This is a genomic window from Sanguibacteroides justesenii, assembly GCF_003204205.1.
GTDB classification, from domain to species: Bacteria; Bacteroidota; Bacteroidia; order Bacteroidales; family Marinifilaceae; genus Gabonibacter; species Gabonibacter massiliensis.
The window spans coordinates 30,429-47,957 of sequence record NZ_QJPL01000001.1 but is presented as its reverse complement, the minus strand read 5'-3'; the positions used below and the strand labels follow the sequence as shown (position 1 = coordinate 47,957).

General features: G+C 42.0%; 11 protein-coding genes and 1 pseudogene. 8 read left to right on the top strand and 4 right to left on the bottom strand.

Going from position 1 to position 17,529, the window contains the following annotated elements; genetic code table 11:
- Positions 1–10: 10 nt before the first annotated feature.
- From DMB45_RS00155 to DMB45_RS00145, 3 genes are read left to right on the top strand one after another with little or no spacing between them, the layout of a single operon-like run.
- Complete coding sequence (locus DMB45_RS00155) at positions 11–1,450, top strand: RagB/SusD family nutrient uptake outer membrane protein (RefSeq protein WP_041503992.1); 1,440 nt, start codon at positions 11–13, stop codon at positions 1,448–1,450.
- 8 nt (positions 1,451–1,458) lie between these two features.
- Positions 1,459–2,346, top strand: a complete 888-nt coding sequence (locus tag DMB45_RS00150) for a substrate import-associated zinc metallohydrolase lipoprotein (RefSeq protein ID WP_041504999.1) — start codon at positions 1,459–1,461, stop codon at positions 2,344–2,346.
- On the top strand, positions 2,312–3,607 hold the full coding sequence (locus DMB45_RS00145) for a DUF4302 domain-containing protein (protein ID WP_082027492.1): 1,296 nt from the start codon (positions 2,312–2,314) through the stop codon (positions 3,605–3,607). Before DMB45_RS00150 ends, DMB45_RS00145 begins: the two co-directional genes overlap by 35 nt.
- Before the next feature lie 80 nt (positions 3,608–3,687).
- Here DMB45_RS00145 and DMB45_RS00140 read toward each other — a convergent pair whose 3' ends face one another.
- Positions 3,688–3,975 (bottom strand): putative quinol monooxygenase, encoded by a 288-nt coding sequence (locus tag DMB45_RS00140; RefSeq protein ID WP_041503995.1) that lies wholly within the window; start codon positions 3,973–3,975, stop codon positions 3,688–3,690.
- 48 nt (positions 3,976–4,023) lie between these two features.
- The gene (locus DMB45_RS00135; protein ID WP_041503996.1) at positions 4,024–6,657 is read right to left on the bottom strand and encodes a transglutaminase-like domain-containing protein; all 2,634 of its coding nucleotides are present in this window, start codon (positions 6,655–6,657) and stop codon (positions 4,024–4,026) included.
- A 400-nt stretch (positions 6,658–7,057) separates the two neighbouring features.
- On the opposite strand from DMB45_RS00135, the gene DMB45_RS00130 reads away from it, so the two are divergent.
- The 4 genes from DMB45_RS00130 to DMB45_RS00120 all read left to right on the top strand — a co-directional run bounded on the left by DMB45_RS00130 (position 7,058) and on the right by DMB45_RS00120 (position 11,608).
- Positions 7,058–10,330, top strand: coding sequence for a golvesin C-terminal-like domain-containing protein (locus tag DMB45_RS00130; RefSeq protein WP_041503997.1), 3,273 nt, complete (start codon positions 7,058–7,060; stop codon positions 10,328–10,330).
- A 112-nt stretch (positions 10,331–10,442) separates the two neighbouring features.
- Positions 10,443–10,850 (top strand): carboxypeptidase-like regulatory domain-containing protein, encoded by a 408-nt coding sequence (locus tag DMB45_RS00125; protein WP_041503998.1) that lies wholly within the window; start codon positions 10,443–10,445, stop codon positions 10,848–10,850.
- A gap of 180 nt (positions 10,851–11,030) precedes the next feature.
- Entirely contained in the window at positions 11,031–11,204 is a 174-nt protein-coding gene (locus DMB45_RS14805; protein ID WP_235375089.1) for a hypothetical protein, read from the top strand.
- Positions 11,201–11,608 (top strand): Crp/Fnr family transcriptional regulator, encoded by a 408-nt coding sequence (locus DMB45_RS00120; RefSeq protein WP_235375090.1) that lies wholly within the window; start codon positions 11,201–11,203, stop codon positions 11,606–11,608. The genes DMB45_RS14805 and DMB45_RS00120 overlap by 4 nt, the downstream gene beginning before the upstream one ends.
- 4 nt (positions 11,609–11,612) lie before the next feature.
- On the opposite strand, the pseudogene DMB45_RS00115 reads toward DMB45_RS00120, so the two are convergent.
- A pseudogene (locus DMB45_RS00115) lies at positions 11,613–12,572 on the bottom strand (MATE family efflux transporter).
- 109 nt (positions 12,573–12,681) lie between these two features.
- The gene (locus DMB45_RS00110) at positions 12,682–15,330 is read right to left on the bottom strand and encodes a zinc-dependent metalloprotease (RefSeq protein ID WP_041503999.1); all 2,649 of its coding nucleotides are present in this window, start codon (positions 15,328–15,330) and stop codon (positions 12,682–12,684) included.
- 751 nt (positions 15,331–16,081) lie between these two features.
- On the opposite strand from DMB45_RS00110, the gene DMB45_RS00105 reads away from it, so the two are divergent.
- Positions 16,082–17,350 (top strand): LruC domain-containing protein, encoded by a 1,269-nt coding sequence (locus DMB45_RS00105; RefSeq protein WP_041504000.1) that lies wholly within the window; start codon positions 16,082–16,084, stop codon positions 17,348–17,350.
- The last annotated feature ends 179 nt before the right edge of the window (positions 17,351–17,529 follow it).

Here is a 17,529-nt window from a genome sequence, read left to right as displayed (position 1 = left end):
ATTCAAAACGATGAAAAAATATTATTTACCGCTATATGCCATGCTCTTCTCTGCCGTTCTTTGCTTCACGGGATGCAACGACTTTTTAGACGTATCTCCGGACGAGCGCATGGAAATCGATAACCTCGACAAGGTCTATCAAACGGTCACCGGAGCTTACCAGAACAAGTACGGTTTCAGGTTTACACACATGTCTTCCGACGATGTCACTGCCGTAAAGGGGGTAAACCGCACGCAGGAAACAATCGAAGACCTGTATACATGGAATCGCGATTTCCGGAACCAGACGCATCAGGATGCTCCGGCATCTTACTGGACGATCACGTACAGCTCCATTGCCAACATCAACCATGCCCTCGAGGCTATGGATAAATTGAAAATCCTTCCGGAAGAATCGGCCAAAGCGGAAGTTATACGGGGAGAGGCCCTGATTGTCCGTTCCTACTGCCATTTCATGCTGGTCAACCTATTCGCAAAACATTTTGACAAATCCACGGCCTCGACAGATCCGGGCATTCCTTACGTTGTCAAACCCGAAGACCGATTGGTGGTTCATTACAAAAGAGCTTCCGTGGAAGAGGTATACCGACTGGCAGAAGAAGATTTGCAGGAAGGAATCCGCTTGTTGGAAAAACACCCCAAACTATTCAATCCGAGTAAATACCATTTTACGTTTCCGACGGTATACCTGTATGCCTCCCGTTTTTACACCTTCCGAAATCAGGATAAAAAAGATGTAGAGCTGGCTATCCGATATGCCCATAAAGCAATCCAACAATTCGGAGGCTTACTGGTGATGCGCTCCTGGACCGAATACGGGAAAGACCAGGAAGGTCCTGTCGATGTTACCCAAGGCGAAGTGGGATTGGTGCAGGTTTCGGCTACCATGGTCAATTATGCCTTTATTTATCAACTGACAGACGGAATTAAGGACACGGAATTAAAAAATCCGTTCAAACAAAACGACCTCCGTTTAAAAGGCAAATACCTTACCTCAGGAAACATATTTACGCCCATGTACTTTTTTGTCCCGGAAAAAGAGAACACCCTCTATTCGGCATACGATCTGTTTCCCATGTCGGAAGCCTTACTCAATGCCGCCGAAGGATACGCCCGGGAAGAAGATTTCGATCAGGCTTTGGAGATGTTACATGCTTTGGGCAAAAAAGTCTATTACAACTACAACAACTCCAAAGTAAGCAGAGCCGCCATACAAAAAGCCTATCCGGCCGACACGGAACAGGAATCCATGATCCGGTATATCCTTTTCGAAAGACGGGTACAATTTCTGATGAAAGGTATGAGATGGTTCGACATTAAACGCTATAACCTGGATGTGGAGCATCTGCTGCAGGACGGTACCACTATTCGTTTATCCGAAATCGCACCGAACAAAGATTATCAAATTCCCGGTTACGCGATCGAAGCCGGACTTGAACCCAATAAATAAATGAACATATGAAAACAAAGATATTTTTTGCCTTACTCTTTGTCGTCTCGGTCCTAACCGGATGTTCCGACAACGATTCGTTACTCCCCTCCGAAGAAGAACTTTTTCCGACAAAAACAAACACGGAGCTGGATAAGCAATTAAACGAACTTTTCCGACCCTATAACACGATTGTCGAATACCGGTATATTAAAAACCTGATTCCGGACGACTGGTATTATATTTATCCGGTCGAAGAAGAGTTAGTAGTACCGATGGCCGAATTTTTAAAAGCGTATTGGATCGGCCCCCTGGAAGCCGGATCTTCCCGCGAGTTCGTGGTAAAAAACTTCCCGCGCATGATCCTCCTTATCGGGTCATCGGCCTACAACATGGACGGCACGCGGGTCACCGGACAGGCCGAGGGAGGAACTCTTATCCGCTTCACGGAGGTAAATGACTATAACATCGAAAAAGAGAAATGGATATCGGGACAATTGGAAACCGCTTTCCACGAATACGCCCATATTCTCCACCAAACGTTCGGTTTTCCGGACGACTATCGCGACATCACCCCTGACAGTTACACGAAAGGAGGATGGAAATCGTTGAAACTCAAAGACGCCATTAAACTGGGTATGGTCTCCAATTACGCCTGCTCTGCCCCGGAAGAGGATTTTGCGGAACTTTTTTATTTCTGGATCGTCAGCCCGTATGCAGATTTGGAATACGTGTTCAACGAACAACCGACCGGCGGACTTAAACCCTCCCAGGTACAAGACGTGGTAGAAATGAACGCGGGAAGAAGAATTATCCAGAAAAAATTATTGACAATGGAAAAGTACCTGCAACGGATCGGTGTCGATCTGCAAAACATTCGAAATGACTTACAACACCGTTTGGGACATGAAGAATAAGACCATTGTCAAATCCAAAAATAGAAACGATATGAAAACGACTACCTTTTTACTATTAATATGCACAACGTTCATTGTCTCTTGCCAGGACAATAAAGTAGACGACCTCTTTGAACTCTCCCCGGAGGCAAGAGTCGCCCAAAGCGTCAGCGAAATTCAAAACGAATTAATCGCCGCCAAAGAGGGATGGATCGCACACTATATTTACAACGAATCGGCCGACGATATCTACCTTAAAATTATTTTTAAAGAGAATAACCGGGCTGAAATCACCTATTCCAAGAAAGGAAAGATCATAACGGAAGAGAGCAGTTATGCCCTTCGCTATTCCCAGCAAGTAGATTTGATTTTCGACACCTACTCCGTTTTTGCCACATTAGTAAATAGTCTGAACAAAGGTGATTTCCGCTTCGAACTCGAGCGGAAAGAAAACGGATTACTCTATTTCAAAAGCCGCGGCAGTACTTTTGAGCCGGAGAGTCATATCGAGTTCGAACCCGATACGGGTACTCTTACTTATGAAAAACTATTAGCCATGTACAACCGATTGCTTCCCGATCCGAATAAACCCTTTTATCGTGTGATGAATATTCAGGGAGCGAATACGAAGTTTTGCCTTTGGAGGGGATGCGGAATCAATTTAGAATGGGAAGAAAACAATGTTTTCTACACCCAGCATTTACCGATAAAAATAACCGACGACGGATTTGAGTTCAGGAAACCTTTTCAAATTAATAATACTAATATCACCCGCTTGGTTTATAATGAAACCGATGATAATTTTGAAATCTGGAGCGAACAGACAAAAGTCGGTTCCCTGGATTACACGGAGCAGAAACCATGTCGATTCGGAAATTCCACGGAAGAATTTTTAAAGGAAGTAGGCGGATTCGTCGTTATCGAATACAGCGGGGAAATGCAGAATATTATCGATCTGGTGTATGAAAATGATCCCGATTTCTACGATATTGAATTCTACGTGAACTACGGAAAAGACGAAGATATGAACGAATTGAATTTCTATAGCGAAGAGTGGGGATACCTGGTATGGGATATGGACTTCCGGTACGACAAAGATGTCATGACGATGAATGTCATTGAAGCGCAATCGGATGAAGCCGAAGAATACGCTGCCGATATCGCTCCCGATCTGTATCAGGTCTTCGCGGACCGGGCGTTCACGTTAGTTTTGCGAAACGGCAAATACTGGTTTATTCAAAACGACGATCCCTATATCTACATGCTCGTAGAGCCCTTATAAGCCCTCAAAGAGGTTGTCTTTCCGTCTCAGGCTCGATAAACCGGCAAGAACGAGATCGAAGACAACCTCTTTTCCTTATATCAGATTACCTCGTAAGTGAATTTATCGGTCGTTTTCTCCTCGCTGAGGGCAATCATTTGGGGGACCAAACGGATAAAATGTTCCGTATTGCGATGGGTTTCCAGCACATCGGCATTTGCCCACGTCTCGATAATCTCCAACCGATCCGGTTCCATCATATTTGAAAAAATATCGTACCCTATACATCCGTTCTCTTGCCGCGATTTAACAGCAAGTTCCCGCAAAACTTCTATCAATTTCTCCTTGTTCTCTAATTTTACCCGGAGAGCCACATTAATTCTAATCATCTGTTTTACTTTTTAACCTTTATTCATAATACACAAAATTCCACCCCATCATTTTAATTGCATCATTTTTAATAATTGAGAACCTAAGCCCACCCTATACCCTTGGGATATAAATACGACCTCTCCCTTTCGATTCACCACAATAACACATGGCAATTGTTTCGTTTTTAATTCCAAGGCCTTTTCCCATGCACGCCACACCTCCTCCTCGACATCATAACCAAAACTCAAAACGGTCGGGAAGGGTCGAAAAGCCGATCGATCAAATTTTTTCCACTGTTCTTTATTCCGAAAAATAAATGTCATCGGTATTCCTAACTCTTCAAAATCACTTTTCATGCTACTAACATCCCGTAACAGATGATTAGTAGGCTCCTTATCCGCTTCTATCAAAGCCAAGGCCGTATAACCCGCCAAAGGCCATTCTAAAAATTCCCGGTTACCATTCTCCTCCAAACCACAAGCCAAATCAGGATCAATATGTCCTAATATTCGGTTCACTTCTTTACATGGAGCGATATGCATGTCCAAAACAATTGTTTCATCAGGATCTATCCGAAATGAGGTCATATTCGACAATACGGTACCGTCACTCCTACGATTACCCGCGATCAAAAGATAGCTTCCCTCCTCTAAAGTTACCGGCTTTGCAAATATGCTTTTTAAAGAAGCTCCGGCTCCCATATCCACCGCGGCATTACTTCCCAAATCTATGGTACGGACCGTTTGATCTCTCAATTGAGCTATCGTGAAATTCAAAAAATAATTCGGGTCCTTTACCTCATCTCCCTCGTAACGTATCATCAGCCTCCCTTTCGGCCCGACGAAATCTGATACGGCAACCGAAAGTGATCTCCAACTTCCATTATCATAATATTCCGGTTTCCCCGAAACAGGCTCGATCCGAGCCGGAATCCCCAAAGAGCGGCAAGCCGCAACGAAAAAAACATCTCTCGAACGGGAATCCGTAAAACCTGTCCGCAAAACTCCTTCCGGAGGAGTAATGATTTTTGCCGGATAAATAGAATCTACCAAACAGATGCGATCTATCTCCTCCGTCAAATCGGACACGGAAGAGATCCGCTTTTTCGACAAATAATCGGTCAATAACGAACGATAAGCCGTCAGAAATTCATTCCTGATTCGGGGGTTCAAAACATACTCTTTAAACATCGGGGTTTCCCTGTACTTCCATGCCGAATTCAAATGATCCGTCCATACCCGAGCCGGGGTATCCTGCAAATCTTTCTCCGGAACCACGCTCAACAACGCCATAGCCATCCCTCTCCTCTCCGGGGATATCTCCCGGATAAAACGGACCGTCTCCTCGTAGTTTCCCCGGCTTATTTTTACGAACCGAACGAATTGTTCCGGATCAACGCCCAACTCTTTCGCTATCTCTTCAGCCTCCTTTTCCTGCATAAAGGAAGCGACATAAGCATTTCGGATAGAATCTTCCCGCGTAAATCTCTTGTCATTCAAGGCTCGCTCTTCACTGTTGGCAATAGCGGCGACAGGTTCGGCGACCGGTGGCACCAGAATATACTCTTCCGCATATCGACTATCCGAATCCTTATTCAAGACAATCCGAAGGGTATCCCCCTCCCTTACATCATACTTGCCAAAGCCGTATTTTTCTCCCTTGGAAACCCAAACGATCAGATCACCCAATCCCAAAGTCAAACGGGAGTTTCCATCTTTATCCGAATATAAAGTCGCTATCGGATAATACTCTCCGTAATTAAACAACCGATATTCCACTTTTGCTCCGGCAACAGGTTGTTGAAGAGAATCAATAACTTGCACGACCGTCGGTCTGGTCTTCGTATAATGAGCCGTCACGTTAATGCCGGTACTGTTCCGAGTGGCATATACCACCTCTTCATCTCCTTTATAACGTCCGAAAACATCCGCCTCCACGTAAACAGCCCGCTGTACCGGAACGGTGAACCAGGCCATATTCAACCGGGGTTCGGGTTCACAAGCTCCCAAATATTTCCATTCTCCATCCACCCATACCTCTATCCAGGCGTGGTTATCGTCACAATGTGCCCAACGGGGTGTATAAATCTGCCGGGCAGGAATAGCCACAGCCCGCAAAGCCGCTAATGTAAACACCGACTCTTCCCCGCAACGTCCGTAAGCCGTGCTCACGGTTGCCAAAGGAGAAAAAGTACGCGCATCCGTCGGTCTGTAAACAACCTTCTCATGGCACCAGTGATTGACCTCTAAAGCCGCTTCTTCCATAGATCTACAACCTCCTACCCTATCCTTTAACTCCCTGTAAAAAACAACGCGGGAAGAATCCAATGCCTCCTTTCCCCCTCTAACCGGAAGAACAAAATGACGAAAAATCACCTCCGGAATCTCTTTTCCCCAGGGCATCTTCTCTTTAGCCCGAAGCGAAGCCCTGACATTTTTTAGAAAGAACGTACCGCTTTGCATGGAGATATCCACCAACGGAGAATAGGCATACAAAAACTCCATCGCTTCCCGTTCTTCCCAATTCATGGGGGTATCGAAAATTTCCAATACATTTTCCGAAGATTTTATCAACATCTCTCTTTTACGGTCGAAATCATGCCGGACCTCCACTCGATAATCCCGATCCGAAATAAAATGCGGATGCTTACAACAAGTAAAAAACAGGGACATAACCAGTCCGATAATAAGTAATTTCATCTCAATAGGAGTTTATAGAGCAAATATAACGGATATTTTCCGATTTTTTTTTACTATTTCACCAATTCAGAGGTATTTTTCAAAATAATATAACTATTTTCCTCTATTATTGAACGGACAGGATGAATGCTTGTTTCTGTAAGAGCAAGTTTACAGAGTTAAAAAAAGGCAAAATAACAGTTTCAGGTACTTGGTAAATAGCCTATATTCGAGATATAAATATAACAATCAAACAATAACACATTTAGCTTCCTTTATTTTCAAATTATCAAATTTCGATGCGACTGAATATTTATTTATTATAAATTTATTTTAGTTAATAATATATAATTTATAAAAATACACTCATCCTTTTATATTTTCACGGTGTCTTCTATACATACATAATAAAAAAGCGAATATGAACATTGTTGCCCATTATGAATCCATTTTATTGAGACGAAGTTGGGGATTCCGTGTATTTGCCGTAATTTCTTTGTTATCAATCACTTTACTACAATATATTTTACAAGGAGGAGCAGGAACAGCATGGCATCGTATAGCCCTTCCCTCTTCCATCCCCTGGCTAAATACTTATCTGTTCACTATTGCACAATCCATCATGGTTGTTCTGGTGGTTGCGGAGATCACAACGAGAGACAAGCGTTCGGATACCCTTTCCGTATTTCACGTGCGCCCCTTGTCTAATTTGAAATATATTATCGGCAGAGCACGAGGAATCGCAAAGGTATTCATCGAATTAAACCTGATCGCTCTTTTATTGGCCTTAGGTATTAATCTTTGGGGAAGTCCCTCGCCATTAGATCCTTGGTTATACCTATTCTATCTGATAACTTATTCCTTACCTTCTTTACTATTCATGATTGGACTCTCGTTACTGGTTGCCCGCTGGATAAAACATCAATCTCTAATTTTATTTGTATTATTGACATACGTGGGAATCAGCTATTCCTATTTGCCTGAAATCTACCGCGGTACTTTCGATTTTTTAGGTATAGGGATCCCGAACTTATTTTCTTCCGTCACGGGACATCCGAACTTACTTGTCTATCTGTTACAGCGCTCGGCATTTTTGTCGATGGGATTAGGATGCCTTGGCGTTACCGTCTGGCTATTTCATCGTTTGTCAGACCGCAACGAATTAGATAGAGCAAAAACAGGAGCATTTGTATTATTACTGTTTGGCGTACTCTGTTGTTTAGGATACTTCTATATTTTTCAAAAAGACTGCATCGCCAGCAAGAGATACACGAACACCTTTCTAAAATATGCCGGAAGCCAAGATTTGAGCATGAAACAGCAAGATATTATTTATAAACAACAAGGAAATAGAATAGAGGTTCAAGCCAAATTATGGATCAAAAATAAGACTAAACGGGAATTACCGAAAATGATTCTGTATTTAAACCCCGCTCTAAAGGTACAAGAAATCACTTCAAAAGGAGAAAAAATCTCTTTTCTCCGGGAGAATCAAGTAATTATCATAAACCAAGCGATAAAACCGGATAAAGAAACTATACTGCAGGTAAAATACGAGGGCTACATCGATGAACGGATATGTTATCTGGATATTCCTGACAAGGTACGTGAGGAAACCCGTTGGCTGGACCCGCTGTGGCGATACGGAAAAAGATATGCTTTCCTGAAATCAGATTACACTCTTCTGACTCCGGAATGTTTATGGTATCCCGTAGTCATCCCTCCGGTTAATCTTGGATCCAATTATGCAACGGGAAAAGATTTTTCCACATACATGCTCCAAGTCATTCACCCGAAGGATCGTACCGTCATCTCACAGGGCGAATGTTTGGAAAGGGAAGACACGACTTATTTCCGGCCCACAGAGAGATTAACAGGAATTAGTCTGTGCATAGGATCGTATAAAAAAGAGGTAGTAAAAATGAAGAGTTTTTCCATAGAGGCTTATTATATCGATAATGCTCACTGGAAAATGTTTCCTTTTAAAGAGTTGCAAAATATTTTTCCAGTAATCTGTGAAACGACTCTAAAAGATTATCCATTCCGGGAATTACGGGTAGTCGAAATACCGGCAACATTTACTTCTTATGCAAGAAACTGGAAGGGAGGAAGCGATTGGATACAACCAGCTCTTGTTTTCATTCCGGAAAGAGCGATCACATTACCAGATATAAACTTTTTCAGAAAGGATCAAAACCTTTCAATAATAGGTGCAGAAGAAGCCGATGAGATAGAAAACCAAATTGCAGAAACGGAATCATTGTTTAACGATCTGTTTTGGAGTGATCAAATATCAATATCCAATGCCTCTTTTTGGACATCCATTCCTTTCATGAACACGGAAGAACGCCGGGGAAATGCCGTCGAAATGAGTTATGCTCCAAATTTATATTGCATAAAGCCAATGTATTCGGACCACGTGAATTACATCTATTCTGAAAATTATCCGGGAATAGATCCAATACTTGCCCGGATTCCTCAATGGAAAATTAACGATGTAAGATGGCAAATGACGACAGGAAACTATAACGGAACGGATAAAATACAACAGGCACGCTCTTATTTAGCCAATCATAGTTTACGAGAAGCTTCCGTCAATAAAAAATTGGACATGGAAGTGACCTCTGCCATATTCGATCAGATGAGTTTATTTTTGAAAAATAAAATTGCAACAAAGGTCTCCTGCCCTGAGTTCGACCGATTCTTCCAAGAATTCAGACAGGCTCATATGTTTCAAGAAGTTTCTCTGGAACAATTCTCACAAGCTTTTTATGACCGATTCGACTGGGACCTTATGCCATGGTTATCTTACTGGTATAATGAAAACAAACGTCCCAGACTGATCATAAAAGATATCCAGACTGATGCTTTACAACACGAAGAGCTGAAAGGCTATACAAGCCATTTCCGAATCTATAATCCCACAGAAGAAGATGCAATCATATCCGTTAGTGCAAGGAGTCGTCCCGTTTACGCAAATAACTTTGAAATCGGAGCGGGAAAAGCAAAAGAGATCCGGTTCATTACTCAAACTCGTCCGGTTCAAATACTCATTAACACGGGATTGTCTGAAAATATTCCCATGACGATCAACTGGACTGCCAAACCGGGAAAGACAATAGTCTCTTCGGACACTTCTCAGGGCATCTTTGATATGGATCCTGACTATTTTCAACTTGCTGCCGGAGAAATTATCGTAGACAACGAAGATCCCGGCTTCACGATAGATGAAGTAACAAAGTACCAAAACATCACTACAAACTTCTCTCCGCAACAAAAAAAATACGGAAAATTTCTGGAGGTCAACTCGAATAAATGGACACCTATTGTTGAAGACAATTGTTACGGGAGTCACATTTTAAGTGCTTATGCAAGATTACGGGAGAGAGAAGGAGATAGTGTTTCATGGACAACCTCTGTCCCCAAAGCCGGTCGCTATGAGCTGTGGGTTTACATTCCATGGATAACAAGCGTTCTCCACGAAAAAGGAACTATTCTGCAACAATACTATACCATAGAGGAAAACGGAGCAGAACGGGAGATCGAGATTGATATTTTAAAAGATACGGGATGGGTATTATTAGGTGAATTCGAACTTCTGGAAGGAGAAAATAAGGTGACCCTTTTGGATAAAGGAGTAAAAGGACAACGTCTCATTGCCGATGCGGTGAAATGGAAGCGTATCAAAAATTAATCCGATGAAAATCGGAGCTCTCTATGAATTAAAAACAAGTGTACAATCGAAAGGAGGTTTATACAAGTACACGTTACTTTTATTTTTTGTGTATCATTAAAATTAAAATCAAATGAAAAAAATAATAACAAAAAGAGGATTCATGCTCTTTATTTTTATAATAGGCTTGAATATAAGTGTTTTTGCTCAATTAAAAACTGTAACGGGACAAGTAAAAGATGATTTCGGTCCCCTACCCGGAGTATCTGTTCAAATAAAAGGGACTGCACGGGGGGTAATTACGGATAAAAAAGGAAAATATAATATTCAAGTTCTCGAAAATGACATTTTGGTTTTTTCTTATACAGGATATACGCCTCAAGAAGTCAGGGTTGCAGGAAAATCAATCATAAATGTCATCATGCACGAAGAAATAGAACAATTATTAGCCTATCACCCGACTCTTTCTCTCGAAAAAAAGACGTTCTATATAAAAAAGGAAGAGAACGAATGGCTCCCCAAGGAGTACAATTGTGTTTAGCGTGATAAAAAAATACCATTAACTGCTGACAAATAAAAGGACTGAGAGCCCAACTATACAGGGCCCAGTCCTCATTCATTTTATAAAAGACCTTTTTTCACGAATAATAGAAATCGATTCTAATACGATCTATCGACTCAAACAATTCATTTTAAATTTAAAAATCATAATTTTGGCCGTATGGAAGATACGTCTAAAATCATACGATCGTTGGTCACACAGGCGGCCTATATATCCCCGGCCTCACAGGCAGCATTAGCCGATATTCTGGTCCGTTTCGAATTGGACAAGGAGGAGGTTTTTTACGGGAAGGAGAGGTATGTCTGTATTACAGCCTGGTTGAGAAAGGGATGATCCGTCTTTACTATATCAAGGGAGGACGGGATTTGACCGAACACTTCGTCTACGAAAACGGACTATTTGTTTCACTCGAGAGTTTTTTCAGACAAACACCAAGCCGACTAATCATAGAAGCGTTAGAACCTACGGTTATCTACTCCATGCCTTACGATAAATTACACTCCCTGATGAAAGAGAATCATGAGATTGAACACTTTTACGGCAAATTATTAGAGAACTCGCTTATCGAATCACAACAAAAAGCAGATGTCTGCCGTTTTGAAACCGCCAGGGAGCGTTACCATCGGCTGGCAAACGAACACCCGGAGACCATAAAAAGAGCCCCTCTCGTCCATATTGCTTCCCGTCTCGGTATGCCCCCGGAAAGCCTTAGCCGGGTACGGGCAGGTCTCCTATAAAGCATTAAGCTGCATGGGAACAAGAGTCTTTGGGCAGAGATTTTACCCGGGCAAAACTCTTCCCGACCCATTTTCGGCTATTCCAACGACGTACAAAAACAATAGCCCGGATACCCTCATCCAGGGTAAAGGCAATCCACATGCCGGCTAATCCCCATCCCAAGCTAATACCGAAAACATAGCTTAAAGCAGTAGCCACACCCCACATCACGATAACACCGGTCGCAAAAGGATAAGTCACATCCCCTACCGCATTCAAAACATTCACGGAAAGAATAATTACGGCACACCCCACCTCCAACACGACATCGATACACAGTATCACTATTCCCATCCCAACGATTTCCGGATTACGGGTCAACAGGCTGAATATCGTCTTACTAAATAATGCCGTAACAGAGGTAACCCGAACTTTCCGAAAATCAAGGCATAGTTACCTAATATATTCAGTACATTCATCAGCAGGGTCACACGCATCGGATAAAAAACCTTGTTATGGCTTCTCAACACGGCAGATAGAGTTAAAGCAATCGCTTGAAAAAAAAGCAAAACCTCCCACGATTCGCATATAAACCAAACCGTCGGCAACCAAGCCCGGATCAAGATTCATCATCTTCAACAAGGATTCTGCCCGAAAGAACAAAACGGCACTGATAGACAAACCGATCAACGTGTTAAAAAGCGAGGAAACGCCCACAACCTGTATGACATTCTTATGCCGCTTTGCCCCCAAATATTGTGAACAAAGTACCGAAGTCCCGACAGTACTCACGCCGAATACCAAAAAGACCAGATTCAACAATTGATTGACCACCCCCACGGCCGCAACCGTATCATCGGAATAACGACTCAACATAAAGGTATCCATCGCACCCAACAACATGATCAACAAGGTCTCGATAAAAATAGGCCCTGTCAATTTAAACAATCGCACCCGTAAGCTCTTCTGATCTTCCATCGTCATTCATTTTAACGATGCAAAAATAAGAGTCAGTCTCTCAGGTTGACTTGATATAAATCAAAAAAAACGTGTTGAGTCTCCCCAACACGTTTTTATAAAACATTCGATTATCTTATTTTTTCACAGCTTCCAAAGACAAAAGAATTGATTGGTAATGAGCTTTGTCGGCAGCATTAGCTGACGGGATCCGACTCTTAAGCAAAGAGATCATCTTTTCCATCAAAGCCGTATTGTAAGCCCCGGTCTCATCGATATTGTCGATGCGAACCTCACGTTGCCATCCGTATCCGTATACATCGCCGAATTGATTTTTCTGCATCTGAGCGGCAACACATCCGGCGCCGTACTCGCTTTCGATATGACGTAAACGTTTTTGGAAACGGGCAACAGCTCCCGACTCATCCAATCCGTAAGCAACAATCTCGTCTACGGAAGGAGCATAGGCATCGAGTTCGAGGTTTTCACCCTGCAATCCGAACAATCCGCCACTCTTCTTCCCTACTACTTTGTTAACAGAGGCTACAACTTCTGCGGCCAAATTTCTCTGCAACAATTTATCGCCTTCGGTTAATTTACGACCTTGGATCGTCGGTTCCCAAATTCCGGCATACAAATCGTCATAGAACTCTTTCAAAGAATAAGCTTTGTCAGCCACATGAGAAGATACCATCACGTTCTTATTCAATCCGAATAATTTCTTAGCGACAGCAGCTCTCAAAGTGATAGACATATTCAAAGCCAAGGGGAATTTGGAAGTCAACTCCTTGTCATTCAACCAATCGCTGTTGCGAACTTGTTTGATAGCCCAATTCATGGCTTTCTTTTGAACCTCTTTCGGTACGGCCTGATAACGTTTTCCGGGAGTTCCGTCTTTCACGTCAGACAAGTAGATACCGCCGACATTCACCAATGCATTGTTCAAATAACGGAAATATTGATTCACAATACTCATGTACAAATCCTGCCGATGAGCGGTTGAAGGATCATCCGTAATCCAGTTATTCAAGTTCTTCAAAATATATTTCAAGTTCTTGATACCGTAATCACCGGCTTTCATAGCATCGTCACCTAAATCTTCTTCCAACGCACTCGGATCGTAACGGCTGAAAATTTGTTGTCTTCCGTAACGATACATCGGATCGCCGGCTTTTTCGTCTACCCAGCTTTCCAATACTTTAGCTTCTTCTTTTACCGATTTATTTCCGGGGATCGGAGAATACAGCCATTTGATAGCATACAAATCGTAAATACCCATATCAGGAGGAGTCAATCTAACTCCCTTGTCATTCGGTTGAGCAACATAGTTGAAACGGGCATAATCCATGATAGAGGGAGTGGTTCCGTATTTCTGAGTGAAAGAAGCAGAACGCAAAGAGTCTACCGGGAAGGCGTTAGAAGCGGCCATATTATGCATCAAACCTAACGTATGTCCGATTTCATGAGCAAACACATAGGTAAGAGACTCATCCATAATCTCTTTCGGCATTTTTTTCGTCCGAACAGAAGGATCGATCTGAGCTGTCTGAACAAAACGCCAGTTATTGATCAATTTAACAACATCATTGTACACCAGTACGGTAGCGTTGATAATTTCACCTGTTCTCGGATCAACCCAAGAGGGCCCCATAGCATTGGCAACCTCTATCGGCACGTAACGGATACAAGAATACTTCAAGTTGTCCGGATCAAAGTTAGGATCGTCTTTCGGGAAATCGTATACCTGCATGGCATTTTTGAAACCGATTTTTTCAAAAGCCTGATTCCAAACCAACACGGATTTTTTCAAAGGTTCTTTCCACTCTTCCGGGAAAGCATCGTCCACGTACCACACGATAGGCTTAACGGGTTCTACCAGTTCTCCGCGTTCCCAAGCCTGCATATCTTTGGGTTCCAAACGCCAACGATTAGCTAACGTATAATTCTGAATACCGTCTTCTGCCATCGTGATGTTTTGTTTACCGGTCAGGAAGATTCCGACACGGCTATCAGCGATACGCGGTTTCATTTGTTCTTCCGGTAACAAAAGGATGGTCCGGTTAACTTTAGCAGTCACCTCTCCGCTTCCGAAAATAAACATCCAAAACTGCAATTTATAGGAATAAGTCATATAAGACTCGATGGAAACATTATCCTCAAAAGCTTTGATCTTACCTAAAATAGACAGATCCGGCTTCAATGTGGAAACCACGTTCAAAAAGCCGTAATAACTGGACATCGGGCTAAGAGCCGGTTCACTCGCGGTAAACATGGTCGTCATATCGATCATCACCGCCGTGCTATCCGCATTGTAAGCCTCGATTTTGTATTTCTTCATGAAAGGATCCATATAGTTCCTTTCCAAAGCCAATTTCAACTGAGGATCACCTTCGGTTATGGCATTCACTTCTTGAAGAACGATCGTACTGTCGATCTTATTGAATTTAACATGTAACGGATCGTTCGGCTTATAACCGACGGTAGCGATCTCAGAATTACTGGATTCTGCCGTGGTAGAAGCAATCAACATATCGCGTCCAATGTACTTCAACGGTAATTCTACATACAATTTACCATCGATTTTGTGTAAAGTCAAGAATTTACCCTCGGCAGTCTCGCGTCCCGGTTTTTTCATCAACTTTTCATAGGGAGTCTCCTTCTTTTTCGGAGCTACCTCTTCGGTTTTGTTCTTGTTTTTTTTCTTTTTGCGTGATGCAGCATAGCTGTCATTGGCAAAGGGCACAACAAACAATGCAGCCACAAATAATACAATCCATTTTTTCATACAAACAAATTTTAATAAATATGCGATAAAATTACATTAAGATTCCACATTACGATACTCTTCTCCCTACTTTAACGATAAATTAACAAGAAAAAAACGCCTCTTATTCATGCATATTCCAATAACCATATGATAATCTGAAACATACACAACACACTCATCTCTTTTCTACTATTTTAACATACTTTTCTCTCCAAAAATCAAAACTTTTCGATTCTCATATCTTTGTAGCTTTATTACTGAATATTCATAATATATGCATAATAAACATCACCGTACGCTTTATCATCCGTTACGCCCCCCTTTATTACCCGAAAAGTATCATCTACGGGTGAATGACCTTTCAACCCGTATTCTTTTTTTACCCTTTTGCATTTCAATACCCAAATACTTTTATCCCCCTCCGTATGGGGCGCTTCTTTTAGGAATAATCTCCCCTTTCGTCTGTTTCATACATTGGAATCCTGCCGTAAAAGAGTTAAGAAGTACCCGCCCAGCCATTACCTTTATTTAACTTCCCTCAACACGTTGACGGCCTTTTCTTTACATCCTTAATGAACCGGTGCCCGCAAGGACCGCCGTGGGTTTCGTTTTGATTATCGGCGGAGCCTACCTGACAGGAAAAGGAAGATCAAACTTCATAAATAAACATAAATATTTCTACATAGATATATTTACAATACATTTATTTGTTTAGTTATAAATAATATCATACCTTTACCGCAAACCAGAAACATAAAACATCACACCAATGAAACGAATCACCTTATTCTCTTTCTTGTTACTGGGCATGACTTTTTTCTACTCATGCGTAAAAGAAAGTTCCCCGAGCACTAATACGCCGGAGAAAGTTACGAAATTAAACATACCATCCAATTTCGATTGGAAAACTTCTGCCAACATAGTCTGTAACTTTACAGCCCAACACGATACGAAAGTGGAAGTATCGCTCGCGAAAGAAGAGGCATCTTTTGCCACTTTTATCGTCGGTCGCGAAACCGATAACGTATATCTAAACCTTCCGACCTCCACGAAAAAAGTGTATGTAAAATACGAAACGAAGGACGGGAATTTTAAAACAGTGGAATTAGTTCCGGCGGGGACAACCTTGTCCTGCACGATCCCCGGGGACAGCAAGGAGTATGTTGCACCCCAAACCGAAATCTTCAACATTCAAAGAGCAATAGCACGTACTCCCCAACAAAACGTGGGGACAATATATTATCCCGCCCAAAATAACGGTTGGGGCACATTAATGTTCGAGGATTTATGGCCTGGCTACGGAGACTATGATTTTAACGATCTGGTTGCCAATTACAAAATACAACTTTACATGCAAAACAAAAATAAAGTGAACAGCATGCTGATCGGTATCCGGGTGAAAGCCGTAGGTGGCTCTATTCCTAATGATTTTTATCTCACGTTAACGGGGGTAAAAGGAGGAGAGATCGATGAAATCACCCCTTACAGCAGTCATAACGCCGTCGCAACCGCTGAAATGGTACAACTCAATCCCGGAAATAGTGTTCATACTCCTGCCACCTTTATTTTTAAAGACATCAAAAAGAATGACAAAAAACCTAAGGGAGCAATATATCTAAATACGGAACGGGGTTACGAAATGCCGGAAAACGACTGGGTTACAGTTGCCTATTTCGTCCAATTCAGAAATTCGATTGCTATCGAAGACGTGACATTCGATAAATTCGATTTCTTTATTGCCAACACGGAAAGAGAAATACACTTGGGAGGATTCGCCCCCTCGCTGTTAGGACAATCCGTCTATGACAACTTAGTGGCCAACAGCAATAATATCAATCCGAATAAATACTATTATTCCAAAACCAATCTGATATGGGGTTTAAGCATTCCGGCAGACATCCCACATGCCTATGAAAACACAGATTTTTTAAAAGCTTACCCCAACTTTGCCAAATGGGCCCAATCGGGAGGCTCCGCAAACACAGACTGGTATGAAGACAAAGGCGACAATCGGATAAATGCCAATTTAGTTAAATAACCCCATAAAGGTAAGAGTAATATTAAGAAATAACTTCTTCGTTTTTTACGAAGAAGTTATTTTTTTACAAACAACGAAACGAATAAAAAACATCGAATGGCAATCCGCAGGAAAACATAACTCCATTTTATTTCATTTTACAACCATATTATTAGCAATATATCAATTTTATTACTAAT